Here is a 20,939-nt window from a genome sequence, read left to right as displayed (position 1 = left end):
CGCAAGCGGGCGCGGACCCGTCCGGGGCTAGAGGCGCAGCAGCACCGGGCGCGGACCCAGCCGTCCGGGGCTAGAGGCGCAGCAGCATCCGGGTGTTGCCCAGGGTGTTCGGCTTGACGCGTTCCAGGTTGAGGAACTCGGCGACGCCCTCGTCGTAGGAGCGCAGCAGCTGCTCGTAGACGGGCTGCGGCACCGGGGCGCCGTCGATCTCGGTGAACCCGAACGCGCCGAAGAACGCCGTCTCGAAGGTGAGCACGAAGATCCGGGCGATGCCCAACTCCCGGGCGGCGTCGATCAGCTCGGTGACGATCCGGTGGCCGAGCCGCCGTCCCCGGCAGGCCGGGTCGACGGCCACGGTACGGATCTCGGCGAGGTCCTCCCACATCACGTGCAGCGCGCCACAGCCGACGACCCGCCCGTCGCCGGTGACCGCGACCCGGAACTCCTGCACGTCCTCGTAGAGGGTGACGGTGGCCTTGCTGAGCAGCCGCCGGTCGTCGGTGTAGGTGTCGACCAGCCGGCGGATGCCGCGTACGTCGCCGGTGCGGGCCCGGCGTACCACGATCTCGTCGGTCACTGCGCCGCCGGCAGGTCCACGCACGGCCCGGCCGTCCACCACTTCTCCACCAAGGCGAGCGTCTCGTCGCCGAACGGGTTGACGCCGGGGCCGGCACCGAGCGCGTGGCCCAGGTGCACGTGCAGGCACTTCACCCGGCCGGGCATCCCACCGGCGGAGATGCCGGCGATCTCCGGCACCTCGCCGATCACGGCCCGGCGGGCCAGGTAGTCCTCGTGCGCGGCCCGGTACCGGTCGGCCAGCTCCGGGTCCTCGGCGAGCCGCTCGGCCATCTCCTTCATCAACCCGGCCGACTCCAGCCGGCTGCACGCCGCCGTCGCCCGGGGGCAGGTCAGGTAGAACAGCGTCGGGAAGGGGGTGCCGTCGGCGAGCCGGGGGGTGGTCTCCACCACGTCGGGCAGGCCGCACGGGCAGCGGTGGGCCACCGCCCGGGTGCCCCGGGGCGGGCGTCCGAGCTGCGCGGCCACCGCGGCCAGGTCGGCCTCGGTGGCCGGCTGGTGCTCCGGCGGGGGTACGGAGTCCGCCGCCGGCTCCTGCGGTGGTACGACAGTCACGGTGCCCATCTCTCGTTCGGTACGCGGGTGCTGCTCACTGGTCCGGGGCGTCGCCGTTCGCCGCCTGGACGCTCGACCACAGGGTGTCGTACCAGGGGTCGGGGGTCTTGGGTGGGGTCGGCGGCCGGCCGCCGTTGGCGTCCCGGGCCGCGCCGTCCGCGTCGTTGAGCACGATCACCGGCGTCTCACCGGGGGCCACCATGAAGAACCGTTCCCGCGCTTTGATCTTGATGTATTCGGGGTCCTGCCACTTCGCCGCCTGGGCCGACAGCTCGGCGATCTCCGTACGCTGGGCGGCCTGGCTGGCCTCCATCCGCTCGATGTCGACCTGCTGGTCGAGATAGACCCGGACCGGATAGGTGTACGCCAGGGCGAGCGCGAGCAGCACCGCGAACAGCACGGTGGCCCGGCCGGTGAACCGTCGGGGGTGGGGCGCGGTGAGTCGCCGGATGGTGCCGCCGGCCGCCGTCCGGCGGGCCGCCGCCGGACGGTTCGCCGACCGTACCCCGTCGGCGGTCCGCGACCGGGCCGCGGCAGCCCGCGGCTCGGCGCGGACCCCGCCGTCGCGCAGCGGCGTCCGGGCGCCCCGGGCCCCGCCCGGCCGACCGGTCGGCCGGCGGGCCGGGCGTTGGCCACCCGGTGTGCGGCGCTGCTGCATCGTCACACCCCTCCCCCGAGGTTCGCCTGGGTCAGGCCGAACGGTAACGCGGGAACGCGCCGGCGCCGGCGTACCGCGCCGCGTCGGCCAGCTCCTCCTCGATCCGCAGGAGCTGGTTGTACTTGGCGACCCGGTCGGACCGGGCCGGGGCACCGGTCTTGATCTGACCGCAGCCGGTGGCGACGGCCAGGTCGGCGATGGTGGTGTCTTCGGTCTCGCCGGAGCGGTGGCTCATCATGCACTTGAAACCGGCCCGGTGGGCCAGGTCCACCGCGTCCAGGGTCTCGGTCAGCGAACCGATCTGGTTGACCTTGACGAGCACCGCGTTGGCGGACTTCTCGGCGATGCCCCGGGCGATGCGCTGCGGGTTGGTGACGAACAGGTCGTCGCCGACGATCTGGATCCGGTCGCCGACGGCGGCGGTCAGGGTGGCCCAACCGGTCCAGTCGTCCTCGGCCAGCGGGTCCTCGATGGAGACGATCGGGTAGTCGCCGATGAGCTTGGTGTAGTAGTTGCTCATCTCCTCGGCGCTCTTGGCGGCGCTCTCGAAGGTGTAGGTGCCGTTGTCGAAGAACTCGGTCGCGGCCACGTCGAGGGCGAAGACGATGTCGGTGCCCAGCCGGTAACCGGCCTTCTCGACCGCCTCGGCGATCAGGTCGAGCGCGGCGGCGTTGCTGGGCAGGTTGGGGGCGAAGCCACCCTCGTCACCCAGACCGGTGGAGAGGTCCTTCTTCTTGAGCACCGACTTCAGCGCGTGGTAGACCTCGGCACCGGAGCGCAGCGCCTCCCGGAAGCTGGGGGCCCCGATCGGCGCGATCATGAACTCCTGGACGTCGACGTTGGAGTCGGCGTGCGCGCCACCGTTGAGGATGTTCATCATCGGCACCGGCAGCAGGTGGGCGTTCGGGCCACCCAGGTAACGGAACAGGCTCAGCTCGGCGCTGCCGGCAGCCGCCTTGGCCACCGCCAGGGAGACCCCGAGGATGGCGTTCGCGCCCAGCGTGCCCTTGTTGTCGGAGCCGTCGAGGTCGAGCATCTTCTGGTCGATCAGCCGCTGCTCGCTGGCCTCGTAGCCGATCAGCTGGTCGACGATCTTGTCCTCGATGTTGGCGACCGCGTTCTCGACGCCCTTGCCCAGGTAGCGGTCCTTGTCACCGTCGCGCAGCTCGACCGCTTCGAAGGCGCCGGTGGAGGCGCCGGAGGGTACGGCGGCGCGAGCGATCGTGCCGTCGTCCAGCCCTACCTCGACCTCGACCGTCGGGTTGCCCCGTGAGTCGAGAATCTCCCGGGCGACGATTCCCTCGATGGTTGCCACTGAGTCGCTCCTCGTTCGTTGTGCGAATCCGGTATGGGCCGCGACGGTGCGGCTGGGGCAGTTGTGTTGAACGCAGCGTATCGGGCGACGCTCGGCTGCACGGCGTCCGGGCACACGTAGCCCACCCCTAATCAGCCCGCCCTAACGGACATTCCCGGATTCTCACCCCTCAACCGGCAACCGGTTTGCGCCGGGTGGACACGATCGACCACGCTGGTCGCCATGCCCGCCGTCTCGACCACCCTCCGCGTGCTCGCCGTGTCGGTCATCGCGTCGCTCACCGTCACCGGCTGTCAGACCCTCGACGACACCGGACGCACCCTCGGCCGGTCCGATCTGATCAACGATCTCGCCACCCGGCTGGACGAGTCCCTGGTCCAGACCTGGACCGCCGAATACCGGCTCCCCGGCGGCCGGACCACCACCATCGCCCAGGAGAAGGAGCCGGCCCGCTCGGCGTACACCTGGGCCGCCGGCAAGATCACCGTCTCCGAGCAGGCCATCACCCGGTGCGCGACCACCGCCGGGCGGACCGCCTGCACGGTGGAGCCGCCGGTGCTGATGTCCGGCAAGGCCGCCGTGCCGCTGTTCGCCGAGGCCCGCAAGGCCGGGCTGGTCACCCCGCCCGCCGTCATCCGGTTGCTCACCGAGGCCGCCCTGGACCCGCAGGCCCAGGTCAAGCAGAGCGACACCACGCTCGTCGGCCACCACGCCACCTGCGTCGCCGTCCGGCGTTCCGTCGGGGACTTCGACGCCTGCGTCACCACCGAGGGGGTGCTCGGCAGCTTCACCGGTCTGCTCGACGGCCAGCCGGTCGAGCTGGCCCTGGAACGCTTCACCGACTCGGTGACGCCGACGGCGTTCGACCTGCCGGCCGGTGCCGGGGTGACGGACCGCCGGCCGGCGTCGTCGTGACCGTCCCACCGCCCGGACACCCCACGCCCCCGGCCGACCACCCGGCGGCCTCCACGACCGCCACCGACCGCCCCGCCGGCCCCACGCCTCCGGCTGACGACGCGGCCGGCCACGCTGCCGGGCCCGCGCCCGCGTCGGGCGATCTGGGTCTGCTGGTGGCCGGCACCCGGCTGTTCACCACCCCCGACGGTGGCCTGCCCCGGGTCGGCGAGCTGCCGGCCGGGACCGGATGGGTGCCGCTGGGCACGCTCGACGGCGTGCCGGCCTGGGCGCTGGAGACGGCCGACCCGGGCCGGCCAGCCACCCGGGACAACCCGACCGGGGGCGGGGAGCCGGGGAGCGGGGAGACCGTGGGGAGCAGGGCCGGGGGTCGACGGCCGGTCGGGCGGTGGCGCAGTTGGCGGGCGCTCGCCGCCGAGCTGCCCGAGCCGGTCGCCACGCTCGCCGGACGGGCGGTGGCCGTGGTCACCTGGCGGCGTACCCACCGCTGGTGCGGGGTCTGCCGGGCGGCGCTGGCCGACGTGCCGGGCGAGACGGCCCGCCGCTGCCCCGACTGCGGCCTGTACGTGCCGCTGCGGCTCTCCCCGGCGGTGCTCACCGCGATCACCCGCCCCGGCCCGGCCGGTGGCCCCACCGAGCTGCTGCTGGTCCGGCATGCGTCCGGGCCGACCGAGCTGTGGGCGCTGGTCGCCGGATTCGTGGAGGCCGGCGAGTCGCTGGAGACGGCGGTCCGGCGGGAGGTCGCCGAGGAGGTCTCGCTCGACCTCGACACGATCGACTACTTCGGCAGCCAACCCTGGGCGATCTCCGGGCCGGGGGTGCTGCTCGCCGGGTTCACCGCCACCGTCGCCGATGCCGGAGCCGAACCGGTGGTGGACGGGCGGGAGCTGGTGCGGGCCCGTTGGTTCCCGGTGGACGCGTTGCCGGCGGAGCTGCCGCCCGCGTACTCGATCTCCCGCTGGCTGATCGACGCCGTCGCCGCCCGCGGCTGAGCCGGCACCCGCGCGGCCCGGACGGCGGGCACCCGGCCGGGGTGGCGTGGCGGTCAGATGCCGAGCAGGGTGCGCAGGTGGCGTGGGGGCGGGCAGTCGTGGGCGAGCATCGCGTCGTGCCAGTCCCGCACCGACACCCCGGCCGGCCGGGCGGCGGCGACGTCGGCCAGTTCGCTGTAGCCGACGAAGTAGGTGGAGAGCTGCGTCGAGGTGAGCAGCGCCCGCCGCCACTTGCCGGCCGCCTCGCCCTCCTCCTGGAAGCCGCGTTCGGTCATCAGCGCCAACGCGTCCGCCTCGGTCATCTGGTCGCAGTGGACCAACTGGTCGAGCAGCGCGTTGATGGTCATCCGCAGCTGCATCTTGAGCTGCTGGAGGCGGACCGGCAGGCCGCCGAAGCCGAGGCCGGCCATCAGCTCCTCGGTGTAGACCGCCCAGCCCTCGATGAACACCCCCGACTCGGTCAGCGCCCGGACCCGGGTGGGGCCGGCGTACCGGCGGGCGTGGGCGAGCTGGAGGAAGTGCCCCGGCATCGCCTCGTGCACGGTCAGGTTGCGGATCATGTGGTCGTTGTACTCGCGGTAGAACGAGTCGACCCGGTGCGCGGGCCAGTCCGCCGGGGTGGGCGCGATGCAGTAGAAGGTGGGCAGGTCGGCCGGCTCGAGCGGGCCGGGCGAGTCGCAGTAGGCCACCGCGACACCCCGGGCGAACTCCGGCATCTCCTGGATCACGCACGGGTCGTCGACCAGGCCGACCAGGTCGTGGGCCCGGACGAAGTCGACGGCCTCGTCGAGGGTGACCGAGGCGAGGTCCACGATGGAGTGGTCGTCGGGGTGCTCGGCGGCCAGCAGGTCCAGCGCCCGGCGTACCGTCTCGTCGTCGGCCGGGCCACCGACCAGCTCGACGGCCGCCGCGCGGATCTCGGCGGTGACCCGGTCCAGGTTGGCCCAGGCGCGGCGCTGCACCTCGGCGGCGCCCAGCTCGGTGTCGAGGGTGTGCCAGAGGCGGGCCTCCCAGCGGCGGCGGCCCAGCCGGGGGTCACGGCCCGGCCCGGTTTCGGCGGCCAGCCCGGCGCGCAGCCAGCCGACGAACTCGTCGAGCGCGGCGATCGCCGCCGTCGCGGCCGGCCCGACCGTGCCGGCCAGCGTGGGTGCCTGGGCGAGCAGCAGCGGCACCTCGTCGCGGATCAGCGCGGCGGTGCCGACGAACTGCCCGACCGCCGTCTCGGCGTGCACCCGGGGCATGTCCCGCAACGTCGTCCGCGCGGTCGCCAACGCGTCGGGTACGGCCGTCAGCCGCCCGGCCAGGTGGGCCAGCCGCTCCTCCACCGGGGCGTACGGGCGGGCGAGCAGGGCGTGCAGCAGCGGACCGGGGTTGTGCACCAGCGGGTCCCACTCGAAGGCCCGGATCTCGCTCAACTCGAACAGTTCCCGGTCGACCAGGGCACTGAGCAGCGCGTGGTCGACCTGTTCCTCGACGTCGAGCGAGTCCGTGTCGACCTCGGCGAGCGCGTCGGCGGCCTCCCTCAGCATCGCCTGGTCGGCCGCGACCGCCCCGGCGGAGAGATCGGGCAACCGGTCGTCGTAGCGGTGGTCCCCGCTCGACGTGGCGACCCCCGGCCGGCTCTCCAGCACGGCCTCGACGATCCGCTCCGCCAACGGCACGAATGAACCCATCCCCCGACCCTACCCACTCCCCACCGCCCGCCCCGGCCTCGTCGATCAAGAGGTTCGCGGCACCGCACACCCGCCCCGCTCTCGTGATCAAGAGGTTCGCGTCACCGGATCGCGCAGGGCTGACGCAAACCTCTTGATCAACTCGACGAGGTGGGGGGTTCGGTGGTGCGGAGGGTTCGGGTGTGAGCCAGGGTGGTGCGGCGGAGAGCCGCTTCGGGGTCCAGGCCGGCGTGGCGGGCCTCGGCGACCAGGGTCAGCAGAGTGGCACCCAGGTGGGACTCCGGGTCGGGCTGGGCGTCGGGGGACGGCAGCGGGGCGGTCAGGCCGGCCCGACCGGCCCGGTCCAGCACCTTGGCCGCCAGGGCCAGCGCCGGCTGGCTCAACGCGATGCCGTCGAGCACCGACGCACGGGCCTTCTCGGCCCGCTTGATCCGTTCCCAGTTCGCCTCGATCTCGGCCAGCGAACCCGCCTCGGCACCGGCGAAGACGTGCGGGTTCCGGCGGACCATCTTGTCGACCAGGGTGCCGGCCACGTCGTCGACGTTCCACCGCTCACCCTCGGGCAGGTCCTCCGCCAGGCGCGCGTGCAGCAGCACCTGGAGCAGCACGTCGCCCAACTCCTCACGGAGCGCGTCGGTGTCACCGTCGCTGATCGCGTCGTACGCCTCGTAGCACTCCTCGATCAGGAAACCGGCGAGGCTACGGTGGGTCTGCGCCCGCTTCCACGGGTCACCACCCGGGGAGGCGAGCCGGTCCATCACCTCGACCGCATCGAGCAGCCGGGCCCCCGGCGGGTCCCACGAGCCGTACATCAGCTCCAGCTCGGCCAGCCCCGGTTGCCGGGCCAACCGCAGACCCAACTCCCGGGCCAGGGACTCGTCGCCGGCCGGGCCGGCCAGCCAGACCGCCGTACCGCCCGCCGCCGCCGCGTCGAGCAACGCGTCGGTGGCTCCGCCGGAGACGACGGTGACCTCGACGCCCGCCGCGCGTACCGCCGCGACCTGGGCGCTCTGTGCACCGGTCAGCACCGGCGCGGAGCGCAGCACGTCCCAGGCGGCGGCGGTCAGCAGACCGGCCGGCAACCGGGGCGAGGTGACCAGCAGGACGATCCGGTGGGACGTGCTCAGGAGGCCACCGGCCCCTGCGCCGGGGTCGGGCTGCCGACCGGCTCGGGGGTCGACACGTCGGTCACCGGGCCGCTCGCGTCGATGTACGGCAGCGCGTAGAAGACCAGCTCCTGACCCTTGTTGACCCAGGCCGGGACGCCGAGCGGCCGGTACCGGGGGTTGACCTCGACGTCAAGCTTGTCGGCCTGCTCCCCCAGCGCGTTGCTCAACGCGGCGGCGCTGCGGACGAAACCGCCGTCGCCGAAGAGCTGCCGCACCTGCGCCACCGGCAGCCCCTTGTCGATGCCGCCGGTCTTCTCGATCGCGTGGTAGACCGCCATCACCGACTCGTCGCTCAGGTCGGCCGGCGGCAACTGCTGGCTGAGCACGGAGAACAGGTCCGCCCACTCACCCCAGAGCTTCGCGAACTCCGCCTGCGGCGGCATCTGCAACTGCTGGGCCAGCTGGTCCGGGGTGATCTGGTCGGGGACCTGGAGGCCCTTCTCGGCCGCGACCCGCTTGCCCAGGTCGATGCTGACCAGCAGGTTCACCACGTCCTGCCGGGTCACCCCGGCCCGCAGCTGCTCCGGGGCCGGGGTCTGGCCGGACTGGGCCGCGCCCTGCCGCACCGCCTCGGCGTACCTCGTCTGCGCGTCGGTGTAGATCGCGTCCACCCGGGCGACCGAGTAGCGACTGTCGCCGATGTATGCGGCCACATCCGGAGATGCCTTGCCGCAGGCGGTGAGGGAGAGGACACCCAGTGCCGCGACGCTGGCGGCGGCGATGAGACGGCGTGCACGCATGACGGTCACTCTCTCATGCCTGCCCGGCTACGGTGACGCCGCCCACCACGCGCTGCGGCCCCCGCCCGCAGCTTTCGCGCCCCCGGCCCCGGCCACCCCGGGTCACCGGACCCGACCGGCCGCTCATGCCCGCGCCCCGGCCAGCGGGGCCGGCTCGCCGAGGACGTCGGAGAGGAGCTGGGCGCACCACTCCAACAGCGCCTGGTCACGCAACGGCTCGCCACCGACCCGGCGGGTGCTCGGCCGGGGCACGCTGACCTGGTCGGTGGCCGGCTTGTAGACCGAGTCCGGGTGGTAGCGCTTGAGCCGCAACTGCTTGGAATCGGGCAACGGCAGCGGCCCGAACCGCAGGTGCTTGCCCTGCACGCTCACGTCGGAGAGGCCGTAGCGGCGGGCCAGCAACCGGAACCGGGCCACCGCGACCAGGTTCTGCACCGGGGCGGGCGGCTCGCCGTACCGGTCGGTCATCTCGGCGACCACCTCGCGCAGCCGCTCGTCGTCACGCGCCTCGGCGAGCTTGCGGTACATCTCCAGCCGCAGCCGCTCCACCCCCACGTAGTCCAGCGGCAGGTGCGCGTCGACCGGAAGATCGATGCGGACGTCGGTCGCCAGCTCGTCGGACTCGGTGCTCTCCCCCTTGAACGCCGACACCGCCTCGCCGACCATCCGGACGTACAGGTCGAACCCGACGCCCTCGATGTGTCCGGACTGCTCGCCGCCGAGCAGGTTGCCCGCACCCCGGATCTCCAGGTCCTTCATCGCCACGTACATGCCCGCGCCCAGCTCGGTGTGCTGGGCGATGGTGGCCAACCGCTCGTGCGCGTGCTCGGTGAGCGGCTTCTCCGGCGGATAGAGGAAGTACGCGTACGCCCGCTCCCGGCCCCGACCGACCCGGCCCCGGATCTGGTGCAGCTGGGCCAGGCCGAGCAGGTCGGCCCGCTCCACGATGAGGGTGTTGGCGTTCGGGATGTCGATGCCGGACTCCACGATGGTGGTGCAGACCAGGACGTCGAACTCCTTCTCCCAGAAGCCGACCATCACCTTCTCCAGGGCCTCCTCGCCCATCTGCCCGTGGGCCACCGCCACCCGCGCCTCGGGCACCAGCTCGCGCAGCCTCCGCGCCGTCCGGTCGATCGACTCCACCCGGTTGTGCAGGTAGAAGACCTGCCCGTCGCGGAGCAACTCACGGTGGATGGACGCGGCCACCTGCCGGTCGTCGTACGACCCGACGAAGGTCAGCACCGGGTGCCGCTCCTCCGGCGGGGTGGCGATGGTCGACATCTCGCGGATGCCGGTGATCGCCATCTCCAGCGTCCGCGGGATCGGGGTGGCCGACATGCTCAGCACGTCGACCGAGGCGCGCAGCGTCTTGAGGTGCTCCTTGTGCTCGACGCCGAAGCGCTGCTCCTCGTCGATGACCACCATGCCGAGTTGCTTGAACCGGGTGGCCGTCTGGAGCAGCCGGTGGGTGCCGATGACGATGTCGACGGTGCCGTCGGCGACCATCTCCAACGTCCGTTCGCTCTCCTTGGCGGTCTGGAAGCGGGACAGCTGCCGGATGGTCACCGGGAACTGGTTCATCCGTTCGGCGAACGTGTTGTAGTGCTGCTGCACCAGCAACGTCGTCGGCACCAGCACCGCCACCTGCTTACCGTCCTGCACCGCCTTGAACGCCGCCCGGACGGCGATCTCGGTCTTGCCGTACCCGACGTCACCGCAGATCAGCCGGTCCATCGGGACGGTCTGTTCCATGTCCCGCTTGACCTCCTCGATGGCGGCCAACTGGTCGGGCGTCTCCTGCCACGGGAAGGCGTCCTCCAGCTCCCGCTGCCACGGGGAGTCCGGGGCGAACGCGTGCCCCTTGGACGCCTTGCGGGCGGCGTAGAGCTGGATCAGCTGGGCGGCGATCTCCCGGACCGCCTTGCGGGCGCGGGCCTTGGACTTCTGCCAGTCCGAGCCGCCCATCTTGTGCAGGGTGGGCTGCTCGCCGCCGACGTAGCGGGAGAGCTGGTCGAGCTGGTCGGTGGGGACGAAGAGCCGGTCGCCGGGCTGGCCGCGCTTGCTGGCCGCGTACTCGATGACCAGGTATTCGCGGGACGCGCCGTTGACGGTGCGCTGCACCAGCTCGACGTACCGGCCGATGCCGTGCTGCTCGTGCACGACGAAGTCGCCGGCCTTCAGCTCCAGCGGGTCGATGGTGTTGCGCCGCCGGCTCGGCATCTTGCGCATGTCCCGGGTGGAGGTGCCCCGGCCACCGGTGACGTCGTTGCCGGTGAGCAGCACGAACCTCGACGCCTCGTCGACGAAGCCGGCGGTCAGGCAGCCGCAGGTGACCAGCACCTCGCCGGGGGCGGGCGCGGCCGGCACCTGCTCGGTGAGCCGGGCGCCCAGGCCCGCGTCGCGGAGCACCTCGACGGCCCGCTGGGCGGGACCGTGCCCCTCGAAGACCAACGCGACCGCCCAGCCCTCGCCGGTCCAGCGCTTGATGTCGTCGACCACCCGGCCGGTCTCACCGTGGTAGAGCGGGGCTGGCTGGGCGGCCAGGGTCACCGTGATCGCGTCGTCGGGGGTCACGTCTCCCCCGCCCGGCGCATCCTCCCAGGGCTGCCGGGTGGGGGTGGCGGCGTCCGCCTCGACCAGCCCGAACGGGGCGAGGGTCCACCAGGGCTGGCGCAGGGCGCGGGCGGCGGCGCGTACCTCGGCCAGGGACTTGAAGGCGGCGGCGCCGAGGTCGACCGGGGCCTGGCCACCGACGGCGGCCGCGGCCCAGCTCGCCTGGAGGAACTCCTCCGAGGTACGCACCAGGTCGTGGGCCCGGGTGCGGATCCGCTCCGGGTCGCAGAGCAGCACGTGGGTGCCGGCCGGCATGGTGTCGACCAGCAGCTCCAGGCTCTCGCTGCCGAGCAGCGCCGGCACCAGCGACTCCATCCCCTCGACGGGGATGCCCTCGGCCAGCTTGTCGAGGATCTCGGCCAGTTCCGGGTGCTCCCCGGCGAGCGCGGCGGCCCGCCGGCGCACCGCCGGGGTCAGCAGCAGCTCCCGGCACGGCGGGGCCCACAGCTGCGGTACGCCTTCGATGGTGCGCTGGTCGGCGACGGCGAAGGTGCGGATCTCCTCCACCTCGTCACCCCAGAACTCGACCCGGGACGGGTGCTCGTCGGTGGGTGGGAAGACGTCCAGGATGCCGCCGCGCACGGCGAACTCGCCGCGTTTGGTGACCAGGTCGACCCGGGCGTACGCCAGGTCGGTGAGCCGGCGGGCGACCTGCTCCAGGTCGGCCTCCTCCCCGGCGGCGAGCTGCACCGGGTCCAGGTCGCCGAGGCCCTTGAGCTGTGGTTGCAGCAGCGAGCGCACCGGGGCCACCACCACCCGCAGCGGGCCGGTCACCCCCTGCGCGTCGGCGGTGTCGGGGTGGGCGAGGCGGCGCAGCACGGCCAGTCGCCGGCCGACGGTGTCGGAACGGGGTGAGAGCCGCTCGTGCGGCAGCGTCTCCCAGGACGGGAAGACCGCCACCTGCCCGGCCGGGAGCAGGCTGCCCAGCGCGGCGGCCAGGTCGTCGGCCTCCCGGCTGGTGGCGGTCACCGCGAGCACCGGCCGGCCGGCCCCGCCGACCGGCTCGTCGGCGGCGACGGCGGCCACGGCGAACGGGCGCAGCGCGGCCGGGGCGGTCAGGTCCAGCCCGTCGACCTGGGCGGCACCGGAGCGCGCCAGGTCACGAGCACGGGCCAGCCCGGGGTCGGCCAGGGCGGCGGAGAAGAGTCCGGTGAGCATCAGTGATCACTTCCAGGAAAGCCGCCGGTCGGCCCGGGGCGCGCGAAGATGCCCCCACGCCCGGCCGGGCCGGGGGGTGCACGGCCGCCAGCCTATCTCGCGAGGGAGACAATCGAGCCCGCAGCGGCGGTGCCGGAACGGGGGAGGACCAATGCCACAGCAGTGGGGCGCGGACCCACGCCAACAGACCACCCAGGGACGGTGGCGGGGTCTGGGCCTGCCCGACGGGATGACCTTCTACGAGGTGCGCTGCCTGATCGACGAGCCGGGCTGGGTGGGCCCGGTGCCCAACCTCGGCTACCGGGTCTACCTGGGGCGCTCCGGCGGATACCTGCGCCGGCTCAACGGTGAGATCGCGTTCGCCGATGCGACGTCGGTGCTGCTGACCCGACCCGGCGACGAGATGAGCGTGGCCCATCCGCTCGGCTGCGGCGACGTCTACTCGTGCCTGGAGATCCGCCCCGAGGTCCTCGAGGAACGCCCGGACGCCCGCGACTGGTTCACCCGGCGCAGCTGGGACGGTCAGCTCGACGCCGCGTTGGACCTGGAGCACCGGATGCTGGTGGCCCGCAGCCGGCGGGGTCTGGACGGCTTCGAGCTGACCGAGCACACCCACCAGTTCCTGGCCACCCTGCTCAGTGGCAGCCCGCTGGGCCGGGGTGCCCCGGGCGCGGACCTGGACCGTGCGGTGGGGCGGCGACCGGCCACCCTGGCCGCCCATCGACGCCTCGCCGACCAGGCCCGCCAGGTGCTCGCCGCGTCGGGTTTCACCCTGGGGCTCACCGAGGTCGCCCGGCTGGTCGGCTGCTCACCGCACCACCTGAGCCGGGTGTTCCAGCGGGTCACCGGGCGCAGCCTCACCGCCTACCGCAACGAGCTGCGGGTCCGGGCGGTGCTGGATCTGTTGGGCCGCTCCGATCCGCCCCGGCTGGTGACGATCGCCGCCGAGTACGGCTTCGCCGACCAGGCGCACCTGAGCCGGGTGGTCCGGGAGCGGGTCGGCCATCCGCCCGCCCGCCTGCGTCGACTGCTCGCACCCGCCGACTGACGGCCCGCTGCCCGGCACCCGGGCCGCGGGGCGCTCGTCGTGGCGGGGCCGCCGGTCGAACCGAACCGCGCACGAATCTTCAAGATTTCGACCCCCGTGCCAACCGAGGATGGAACAGCCAGCCCGGTCGGTCGACGTTGCGACGGCCGAGGGAGACGCGGACCTGTTCGGGGAGGCCCGCGTACCCCCCAGTCGGGCTGACCGGGGATGCCGTCCGGCGCCCGGTGGAGGTGCCGTACCCCGGTGCGGCACCTCCACACCCGGCCGCGTCCCGTTCAGTAGCGCACGGCGATGCGTCGTTCGACCGCGTCGACCCGGATCTCCCCGCCGTACGGGATGATCAACTGCGGGTCGGTGTGGCCCAGGTCGACGTCGAAGACCACCACCGCGTCCGGGCGGTACGCGCTCAGCGCCCGGACGATGGCACCCCGTTGGGCGGCGGCCCACGCCAGCCGTTGCGCCACCGGCAGCGGTCGTGCGAAGTCCCACGCCTTGGGCCGGCCGACGATGATCGCCGGGAAGGCGGCGAGCAGTCCCCGCTCCCCCATGTTCCGCACGATCCGGAACACCTCCTGCGCGTCGGGCAGCTCGTTGGAGGTCTCGACGACGAGCACCGAGCCGGCCAGTTCGGCGGCCGACGGGACCCGGTCGGCGGCCATCAGCCAGTGCAGGATCTCCAGGCAACCGCCCCAGGTCCGGCCCTCGACGACCGTCGACGGTCCCCGCCAGCGCCAGCCCTCGCCGGGCAGCATCGGCGGTTCGACCGTGAGCGTGGCGGGGTCCCGCCAGTCGCCCGGTTCGTCACCCCACTGCGGCGCGGGGGTCAGCTCGTACCAGTCGGAGGTGAACAGGGCGGCACGCAGCGAGTCGAGGGTCAGCGGGTGCGGCGCACCGGGTCGGCCGAGGTGCACCAGCACCGAGCCGCCGTGGTAGGCCACCATCCCCAGCCGGTAGAGGTGGTTGAGGACGTTGGTGTTGTCCGAGTAGCCGAAGTAGGGCTTCGGGTTGGCCCGCAGCACCGCGTCGTCGAGGTGCGGGGTGACGGTGATCAGGTCGTCGCCGCCGACGGTGGCGAGCACGGCGGTGACCGTCGGGTCGGCGAAGGCGGCGGTCAGGTCCCGCGCGCGGTCCCGGGGGTCGGCCCGGGTCTGCCTGGTGGTCGGGTACTCCACCGGCACCAGGCCGAACTCCTCGCGCAGCCGGTGCAGGCCCAGCTCGTACACGTGCGGGAACAGACCCGGCAGGCCGGCGGAGGGGGAGACGACGGCGACCCGGTCGCCCGGTTTCGGTTTGGCGGGGTACGCGGGACGGCTCACGGTCGGAACCTACCGCCCGTCACCAGCGGTTTTCGCCTGACGAAACCCCACAGGCCGGGCATTACGGGCCATAGGCTGAGCCGGTGGACGAGGAGCCGCGGACCCGGGCCTGGCTGCCCCGCACGGCGGCGCTGCTGTTCGGCACGCTGGTGCTGGCCAGCGCGTTCATCGCGGCCTACGTCGGCGCGCTGCACCAGCCGCACCCCCGGGACGTGCCGGTCGGGGTGGTGACCGGCGACCAGCGCGCCGAGGCGCTGCTGACCGCCGTGCGGGCCCGCACCGACACCATCGAGCCCATCGGGTACGCCGACCCGGGCGCGGCCGACGACGCCCTCACCGCCCGCCAGGTGTACGCCGTGCTCACCTCGGCCCCCGACGGCACGCTCACCCTCGCCACCGCCAGCGCCTCCGCCCCGGCCGCCACCGAACTGGTCACCGGGGTCCTCACCCCGGCCGCCCAGCAGGCCGGACTGCCGCTCACCGTCACCGACCAGGTGCCGGTCTCCCCCGACGACCCGCGCGGTCTGGTGCCGTTCTACCTGGCCGTCGGGCTGGTGCTCGGCGGCTACCTGGCCTCGACCGCGCTCGGCGTCTCGCTCGGCACCGCCCCACGCGGGCTGCGCCGGGCCGGACTGCGGATCGGCTCGCTGGCCGTGCACGCGGTGCTGCTCGGGACCATCGGCGCGGTGCTGGTCGGCCCGGTCCTCGACGTCTGGGACCACGACCTGGTCACGGTGGCGGCGGTCGGCACGCTCACCGTCTTCACCGCCGCGATGGTCGCCGCCGCCGTGCAGGGCTGGCTGGGACTGCTCGGCACCGGGCTGGTGATCCTGCTGCTGGTGGTGCTCGGCAACCCCGGCTCGGGCGGCATCTACGCCCCGGAGTTCCTGCCCGCCGCGCTGCGCGGGATGCACCGCTGGAACGTCCCCGGCCTCGCCACCGACCTGCTCAAGTCGGCCGTCTACTTCGACTGGCGGTCGGCCCGCTGGCCCCTGGCAGGGCTGCTGACCTGGGCCGTTCTGGGGCTGCTCGGCCTGCTCACCGCCGCCCGGTTCCGGGCCCGCCGGACCACCACCCACCGGGTCGACACCCGACCGGACGGGTGAGGCCGGACCGCCGGCGGGCGGGGTCGAATCCACCGGGCGGGGGTGGGACACGGCGATCGTGGGGAAGGTGACACACCGAACCCCTTCCTCGCCGACCGGGCCGCGCAGATACCATCCAGGGAGTCGGACAGCGCTGTCCTTCGTACTCACGTAAGGAGCGCACGGTGACCGACCAGCATGATCACGACGGGCCCGACGCCGCCCTGCGGGCCGACATCCGCCGGCTCGGCACCCTGCTCGGCCAGACCCTGGCCCGGCAGGAGGGTCGGCCGCTGCTCGACCTGGTCGAGGAGATCCGCGCCCAGGTCCGCTCCGACGCGCCGGCCGCCGCGCAGCGCCTCGGCGGGCTGGACGTGACCACCGGCACCAAGCTGGCCCGCGCCTTCTCCACCTACTTCCACCTGGCCAACATCACCGAGCAGGTGCACCGGGCCCGGGACCTGCGCCGCCGTCGGGCGATCCAGGGCGGCTGGCTCGATCAGGCCGCCAAGATGATCGCCGAGCGCGGGGTGCCGGCCGAGGAGATCGCCGCCGCCGCCCGCCGCCTCGCGGTACGCCCCGTCTTCACCGCCCACCCCACCGAGGCGGCCCGCCGGTCGATCCTGTCCAAGCTGCGCGCCATCGCCGACGAACTGGACACCGAGACCGCCAACGCCATCCTCTACGGTGCGAGCGACGAGGGCCCGGCCAACCGCCGCCTCGCCGAACTGCTCGACCTGATGTGGCAGACCGACGAGCTGCGCCTCGACCGGCCCGACCCGACCGACGAGGCCCGCAACGCCATCTACTACCTGCGCGACCTGTACGCCGAGGCCGCCCCGCAGGTGCTCGACGACCTGGCCGACACGCTGCGCACCCTCGGCGTGGAGACCTCGCCGACGTCGCGCCCGCTGACCTTCGGCACCTGGATCGGCGGCGACCGGGACGGCAACCCGTTCGTCACCCCCGTGGTCACCCGGGAGGTGCTGCGCATCCAGCACGAGCACGGCATCACCGCCACCGAGGCGGCGATGGAGCACCTGGTCAACGAGGTCTCCGTCTCCCGCCGGCTACGCGCCGTGTCGCTGGACCTGTCGGCCAGCCTCGCCGCCGACCTGGACGCGCTGCCCGAGGTGGCCCCCCGGTTCCGCCGGGTCAACGCCGAGGAGCCCTACCGGCTCAAGGCCCGCTGCGTGAAGGCGAAGCTGGCCAACACCCGGGAGCGGCTGCGCGCCGGCACCCCGCACGTGCCGGGCCGCGACTACCAGGGCTCCGGCGAGCTGATCGCCGACCTGGAGCTGCTGCGCGCCTCGCTGGCCCGCAACTCCGGGCAGCTCACCGCCGTCGGCCGGCTCGCCTCGACCATCCGTACCGTCTCCGCGTTCGGCCTGCACCTGGCCACCATGGACGTACGGGAGCACGCCGAGAAGCACCACGAGGTGCTCACCCAGCTGTACGCGGCGGTCGGCGAGGTGTCGGACTACCCGGCGCTGACCCGCCTGGAGCGCACCAAGCTGCTCGCCGACGAGCTGACCGGCCGCCGGCCGCTGTCCGCCCTGGACACCCCGTTGACCGAGGGGGCGCGCAAGACGTTCGACGTGTTCGGGACCATCCGCGAGGCGCAGGACCGGTTCGGTGGCGAGGTCATCGAGTCGTACATCATCTCGATGACCCTCGGCGTGGACGACGTCCTCGCGGCGGTGGTGTTGGCCCGGGAGGCCGGCCTGGTCGACGTGCACACCGGGCGGGCCCGGATCGGCTTCGTGCCGCTGCTGGAGACCCCGGCCGAGCTGAACGCCGGCGGCGAGATGCTCAACGAACTGCTCTCCCTGCCGGCCTACCGGGCGCTGGTCGCGGCCCGGGGCGACGTGCAGGAGGTGATGCTGGGCTACTCCGACTCCAACAAGGAGGCCGGCATCACCACCAGCCAGTGGTCGATCCACCGGGCCCAGCGGGCGCTGCGGGACGTGGCCGCCCAGCACGGCGTGCACCTGCGGTTGTTCCACGGCCGGGGCGGCACGGTCGGGCGCGGCGGCGGCCCCACCCACGAGGCGATCCTGGCCCAGCCGTACGGCACCCTGGACGGCGCGATCAAGGTGACCGAGCAGGGTGAGGTCATCTCCGACAAGTACACCCTGCCGGCGCTGGCCCGGGAGAACCTGGAACTGACCGTGGCCGCGGTGCTCCAGGCCACGCTGCTGCACACCGCACCCCGGCAACCCGCCGAGCAGTTGGAGACCTGGGACGCGGCGATGGACGTGGTCTCCGAGTCGGCCTTCCGGTCCTACCGTGGGCTGGTGGAGGACCCGGACCTGCCGGCGTACTTCTGGGCGTCCACGCCGACCGAGCTGCTCGGTGCGCTCAACATCGGCTCCCGGCCGGCGAAGCGGCCCAACACCGGGGCCGGTCTGGGCGGCCTGCGGGCCATCCCGTGGGTGTTCGGCTGGACGCAGACCCGGCAGATCGTGCCCGGCTGGTTCGGGGTCGGCTCCGGCCTCGCCGCCGCCCGCGCCGCCGGCCTGGAGGACGTGCTGGCCGAGATGAACCGCAACTGGCACTTCTTCCGCACGTTCCTGTCCAACGTGGAGATGATGCTGACCAAGACCGACCTCAGCATCGCCCGCCGGTACGTCGAGACGCTGGTTCCGGAGCAGCTGCACCCGATCTTCGACAAGATCGAGCAGGAGTACGAGCTGACCAAGCAGGAGGTGCTGGCGGTCACCTCGTCGCCGGCCCTGCTGGAGAACTCACCGGTGCTCCAACGCACCCTCGCGGTGCGCGACACCTACCTGGAGCCGCTGCACCACCTCCAGGTGGCGTTGCTGCGGCAGTACCGGGACTCCGGCGCCGCCGGCCGGGCGGTGGCCACCGCGCCGGGCGGCCGACGCGCCCCCAGCGACGGTACGGCCCTGGAGCGTGCCCTGCTCACCACGGTCAACGGCATCGCGGCCGGGATGCGCAACACCGGCTGACGCGCCGGGCCCCTGCCGACGCCACGGCTACCGCAGGGGCCCGCTCGGCCCGGCCGCAGCGATCCAGGCCGGCCGAAGCGATCCGGGCCGGCCCGGATCGCGGTAGGTGCGCGGCGGGTAGGGACCGGTCGGGGCCCACAGCGTGAGCCCTGACGTCAGAAGTCGCCACCACCGCCGAAGTCGCCACCCCCGAAGTCGCCGCCGCCGAACCCACCGCCGCCGAAGTCACCCCCGCCGAAGTCACCGGCGGTGCCGAAGTCCGCGCCGTCGCCGAAGCCCTCCTGGTAGCCGGCGTCGTAACCCGGGTCGGCGAACGCCGGCGAGAAGAGCGCGTCGGCGATCAGCATCCCGCCGACCACACCGACGCCCGCCCCCAACGCGGTCTTCCACCAGGGCGTCGAGTACCAGCCGGCCGGCACCGGCCGCCCCTGGTAGCGCCCGCCCGGGTAGTAGTACGGGGTGTCCCGGCCGGGCTGCGGGCCGGCCCTGAACGTCTGCCCCTGCACGTCCACCTGACGCTCCCGGGTGATCTCCCCGGCCCCCTGCGCGGCGGCGAGCGGGGGCAGCTCCGGGCCCGGGTCCAGGCCGAGCGCCACCCGGGCCGCCCGCGCGTAGGCGAGCCCCTCCAACGCGGTCTCCCGGGCCAGCCGGAACTGGTGCACCGTCCGGGCCTGCTCCAACTGGCTGCCCGCCGCGTTGTACCGCTCACCCGCGTCGACCAGGGCCTGACGCACCGCCGGGTCGTCGCCGTGCAGGTTCATCACCTGACCGCCGAGGCGTTCGTACCACCGTTGGGCGTCGGCCCGCACGTCGGCGAGGCTGCGCGCCTCCCGGGCCGCCTTCTCCCGCCGCCACCAGACGAAACCACCGACCAGCAGGGCGATCAGGATCGCCACGAGCAGAAATTCCATCCTACGAACGTACCCGGGGGCGTCGAGTCGTACCCGTTTGGCAAGCTCTGGTGATGGACTTCTCGACGCTGGCCGTGGTGGTGGTCTGTCTCGCCGCCGGTGGAGCCCTCGGCTGGTACGCCGCCCGCTCCCGGTCGGCCACCGAGATCGCCCGGCTGGAGGCCACCCTCGCCGCCACCCGGGAAGGCGAGGGCCGGTTGGAGCAGTCGATGCGGGCGCTCAGCTACGAGGCGACCGCCCAGTCCCAGGAGGCGGTGGCCCGCGCGGTGGCCCCGCTGCACGACACCCTGCGCCGCTACGAGACCCGGGTCGGCGAGCTGGAACGCGACCGGGTCGACGCCTACGCCGAGCTGCGCGAACAGGTCCGCTCCATGGGGGCGGTCTCCAGCGAGCTGCGCACCGAGACCAAACAGCTGGTCGCCGCGCTGCGCGCCCCGCAGGTACGCGGGCGTTGGGGCGAGCACCAGCTCCGTCGGATCGTCGAGGCGGCCGGCATGCTGGAGCACTGCGACTTCAGCGAACAGGTCACCGCCACGACCGACCACCAGGGGGTCCGCCCCGACCTGGTGGTCCGGTTGCACGGCGGGCGCACGGTGGTGGTGGACGCCAAGGCACCCTTCGACGCCTACCTGACGGCGATGGAGGCGCGCGACGAGCACGGCCGCGACACCCACCTCGACCGGCACGCCAAGCACCTGCGCGGGCACGTCGACGCGCTGGCCGCGAAGACCTACTGGGCGGCGTTCGACGACACCCCCGAGTTCGTGGTGCTGTTCGTGCCGGCCGACCCGTTCCTGGACGTGGCGTTGCAGCGCGACCCGACGCTGCTGGAGCACGCGTTCGCCCGCAACGTGGTGCTGGCCACCCCGGCCACCCTGGTCGCGCTGCTGCGTACGGTGGCCTACTCGTGGCGGCAGGAGGCGCTGGCCCGCAACGCGGTGGCGGTGCACTCGCTGGCCCGCGAGCTGTACGGCCGACTGTCCACCCTGGGCGATCACGTCGGCAAGCTCGGCACCTCGCTCGGTGGCGCGGTGACGGCGTACAACCGGGCGGTCGGTTCGTTGGAGGCACGGGTGCTGGTCAGTGCGCGCAAGCTGGCCGAGCTGGGCGTCTCCGACCAGGAGCTGGCCGTCCCCGCCCAGGTCGAGCTGGCCCCCCGCCAGCCCCAGGCCCCCGAGCTGCTCCCCACCGACGACCGCTCCTAGGCCGCCCCCCACCCGCTCCACCTGCCGGTCCGGCCCGC

At 73.5% G+C, this 20,939-nt stretch carries 16 protein-coding genes; 6 read left to right on the top strand and 10 right to left on the bottom strand.

All coding sequences use genetic code 11. The annotated features are described in order from the left end of the window. Positions 1-70 precede the first annotated feature (70 nt). From AB0C22_RS19705 to eno, 4 genes are read right to left on the bottom strand one after another with little or no spacing between them, the layout of a single operon-like run. On the bottom strand, positions 71-577 hold the full coding sequence (locus AB0C22_RS19705) for an amino-acid N-acetyltransferase (RefSeq protein ID WP_219467207.1): 507 nt from the start codon (positions 575-577) through the stop codon (positions 71-73). Next, entirely contained in the window at positions 574-1,131 is a 558-nt protein-coding gene (locus tag AB0C22_RS19700) for a DUF501 domain-containing protein (protein WP_219470673.1), read from the bottom strand. Before AB0C22_RS19700 ends, AB0C22_RS19705 begins: the two co-directional genes overlap by 4 nt. A gap of 34 nt (positions 1,132-1,165) precedes the next feature. After that, positions 1,166-1,789, bottom strand: a complete 624-nt coding sequence (locus tag AB0C22_RS19695; protein ID WP_357019836.1) for a septum formation initiator family protein — start codon at positions 1,787-1,789, stop codon at positions 1,166-1,168. A 31-nt stretch (positions 1,790-1,820) separates the two neighbouring features. Continuing rightward, positions 1,821-3,104: a phosphopyruvate hydratase gene (gene eno / locus AB0C22_RS19690; RefSeq protein ID WP_208568547.1), complete on the bottom strand. Its 1,284-nt coding sequence runs from the start codon at positions 3,102-3,104 to the stop codon at positions 1,821-1,823. Positions 3,105-3,326: 222 nt separating this feature from the next. On the opposite strand from eno, the gene AB0C22_RS19685 reads away from it, so the two are divergent. Together AB0C22_RS19685 and AB0C22_RS19680 are read left to right on the top strand one after the other, a co-directional pair. Next, positions 3,327-4,019, top strand: a complete 693-nt coding sequence (locus AB0C22_RS19685) for a hypothetical protein (RefSeq protein ID WP_357536261.1) — start codon at positions 3,327-3,329, stop codon at positions 4,017-4,019. After that, positions 4,016-5,011: an NUDIX domain-containing protein gene (locus AB0C22_RS19680; RefSeq protein ID WP_357536259.1), complete on the top strand. Its 996-nt coding sequence runs from the start codon at positions 4,016-4,018 to the stop codon at positions 5,009-5,011. Before AB0C22_RS19685 ends, AB0C22_RS19680 begins: the two co-directional genes overlap by 4 nt. A 53-nt stretch (positions 5,012-5,064) precedes the next feature. Here AB0C22_RS19680 and AB0C22_RS19675 read toward each other — a convergent pair whose 3' ends face one another. The 4 genes from AB0C22_RS19675 to mfd all read right to left on the bottom strand — a co-directional run bounded on the left by AB0C22_RS19675 (position 5,065) and on the right by mfd (position 12,364). Further along, entirely contained in the window at positions 5,065-6,684 is a 1,620-nt protein-coding gene (locus tag AB0C22_RS19675) for a DUF885 domain-containing protein (protein ID WP_219467180.1), read from the bottom strand. A gap of 137 nt (positions 6,685-6,821) precedes the next feature. After that, positions 6,822-7,811 (bottom strand): nucleoside triphosphate pyrophosphohydrolase, encoded by a 990-nt coding sequence (locus AB0C22_RS19670; protein WP_219470671.1) that lies wholly within the window; start codon positions 7,809-7,811, stop codon positions 6,822-6,824. Beyond that, on the bottom strand, positions 7,808-8,593 hold the full coding sequence (locus AB0C22_RS19665; protein ID WP_219467177.1) for a hypothetical protein: 786 nt from the start codon (positions 8,591-8,593) through the stop codon (positions 7,808-7,810). Before AB0C22_RS19665 ends, AB0C22_RS19670 begins: the two co-directional genes overlap by 4 nt. A 123-nt stretch (positions 8,594-8,716) precedes the next feature. Next, positions 8,717-12,364, bottom strand: a complete 3,648-nt coding sequence (gene mfd, locus AB0C22_RS19660) for a transcription-repair coupling factor (RefSeq protein WP_357536257.1) — start codon at positions 12,362-12,364, stop codon at positions 8,717-8,719. A gap of 151 nt (positions 12,365-12,515) precedes the next feature. Here mfd and AB0C22_RS19655 point away from each other — a divergent pair, with 151 nt between their 5' ends. Beyond that, a complete protein-coding gene (locus tag AB0C22_RS19655; protein WP_219467173.1) occupies positions 12,516-13,412 on the top strand; it encodes a helix-turn-helix transcriptional regulator in 897 nt (298 codons plus the stop codon). Positions 13,413-13,687: 275 nt separating this feature from the next. On the opposite strand, the gene AB0C22_RS19650 is transcribed toward AB0C22_RS19655, so the two are convergent. After that, entirely contained in the window at positions 13,688-14,728 is a 1,041-nt protein-coding gene (locus tag AB0C22_RS19650) for a S66 peptidase family protein (protein WP_219467171.1), read from the bottom strand. A gap of 83 nt (positions 14,729-14,811) precedes the next feature. On the opposite strand from AB0C22_RS19650, the gene AB0C22_RS19645 reads away from it, so the two are divergent. Together AB0C22_RS19645 and ppc are read left to right on the top strand one after the other, a co-directional pair. Then, on the top strand, positions 14,812-15,834 hold the full coding sequence (locus tag AB0C22_RS19645; protein ID WP_219467169.1) for a hypothetical protein: 1,023 nt from the start codon (positions 14,812-14,814) through the stop codon (positions 15,832-15,834). Positions 15,835-15,998: 164 nt separating this feature from the next. Next, positions 15,999-18,785 (top strand): phosphoenolpyruvate carboxylase, encoded by a 2,787-nt coding sequence (gene ppc, locus AB0C22_RS19640; protein ID WP_357536254.1) that lies wholly within the window; start codon positions 15,999-16,001, stop codon positions 18,783-18,785. A 155-nt stretch (positions 18,786-18,940) separates the two neighbouring features. Here the strand turns inward: ppc and AB0C22_RS19635 are convergent, their stop codons facing one another. Further along, entirely contained in the window at positions 18,941-19,696 is a 756-nt protein-coding gene (locus AB0C22_RS19635) for a hypothetical protein (RefSeq protein ID WP_357536252.1), read from the bottom strand. Between the two features lie 53 nt (positions 19,697-19,749). Here AB0C22_RS19635 and AB0C22_RS19630 point away from each other — a divergent pair, with 53 nt between their 5' ends. Then, on the top strand, positions 19,750-20,901 hold the full coding sequence (locus AB0C22_RS19630; protein ID WP_208568557.1) for a DNA recombination protein RmuC: 1,152 nt from the start codon (positions 19,750-19,752) through the stop codon (positions 20,899-20,901). Positions 20,902-20,939: the final 38 nt, after the last annotated feature.

Origin of the sequence: Micromonospora sp. NPDC048894, assembly GCF_040649765.1 — a bacterium.
Classification (GTDB): domain Bacteria; phylum Actinomycetota; class Actinomycetes; order Mycobacteriales; family Micromonosporaceae; genus Micromonospora; species Micromonospora antibiotica.
The sequence above is the reverse complement of the archived record's forward strand: the minus strand, read 5'-3'. Positions and strand labels throughout refer to the sequence as shown.